Source organism: Leucobacter sp. M11 (genome assembly GCF_035726885.1).
GTDB lineage: Bacteria > Actinomycetota > Actinomycetes > Actinomycetales > Microbacteriaceae > JAPFRB01.
Map to the genome: position 1 here is coordinate 523,682 of NZ_JAPFRB010000003.1, position 1,022 is coordinate 524,703.

Here is a 1,022-nt window from a genome sequence, read left to right on the forward strand (position 1 = left end):
GGCCTAATCCCCGGCGCGCATGAACGCTGCCCCGGCGCTCCGGTTCTCGGAGCGCCGGGGCAGCGCACGCCCGGGCGGCGTTCGTCGTCGCCGGCACGCGTGCCGGGAAAGCCGTGGTGTTCCCCCGCGGCGGAGCGTGACAGACTGGGGACGTGCCTGACACTCAAAACGGCCGCGTGGCCGTCTACCTCGACTTCGACAACATCGTGCTCTCCTGGTACGACCGAGTGCACGGACGGAACGCCTACGGGCGCGACCGGCAGAAGATCGCCGAGGACCCCACGAACCCCGAGATCGCGGCCCGCCTCGAGGCCGCGATGATCGACGTCGGCGCGATCATCGATTACGCCTCTTCCTTCGGCACGCTGGTGCTGACCCGGGCATACGCGGACTGGTCCGCCACCGTGAACGCGGACTATCGTTCCCAGCTCGTCTCCCGAGCCATCGACCTGGTTCAGCTGTTTCCCGCCGCCGCCTACGCGAAGAACGGGGCCGACATCCGGCTCGCCGTCGACGCGGTTGAGGATATGTTCCGGTTGACGGATCTCACCCACGTCGTGATCGTCGGCGGGGACTCGGACTACGTGCCGCTCGCCCAACGCTGCAAGCGGCTCGGCCGCTACGTCGTCGGCATCGGCGTGGCCGGGTCCACCGCGAAGTCCCTGACCGCCGCCTGCGACGAGTTCGCCTCCTACGACGCGCTGCCCGGCGTCGAGCGGCCGGTCCGCGAGCTTCCGGAGCGCCGTCAGCGCCGGGAGAAGCCCGCGCCCGCTGCGCAGCCCGCGGGCGAGAGCGCCGCCGAATCCGCGGAGGAGAGCGCGGCCCCCGCTCCGAAGAAGGCTGCCTCCCAGCGCCGCAGCTCCCGCGCGAAATCGGCTCCCGCGGCCGAGCCGGAGGCCGCACCGGTCGAGCGATCCCGCCCCGAAGCCGTCGCCGAGCCGGAGCCCGAGATCGACCTCACCGCGGTCCCCGAGCGGGAAGACCTCGGCGCGCTCTTCGTCGATGACGATCTGATCGACTTC

Annotated in this window: 1 protein-coding gene; it reads left to right on the forward strand. The window is 71.4% G+C overall.

Annotation, left to right across the window (positions count from 1 at the left end; translation table 11 throughout):
• Positions 1-152: 152 nt before the first annotated feature.
• Positions 153-1,022: NYN domain-containing protein (locus tag OOT08_RS10855; protein WP_325092658.1), on the forward strand; the 870-nt coding region annotated here is incomplete at its 3' end.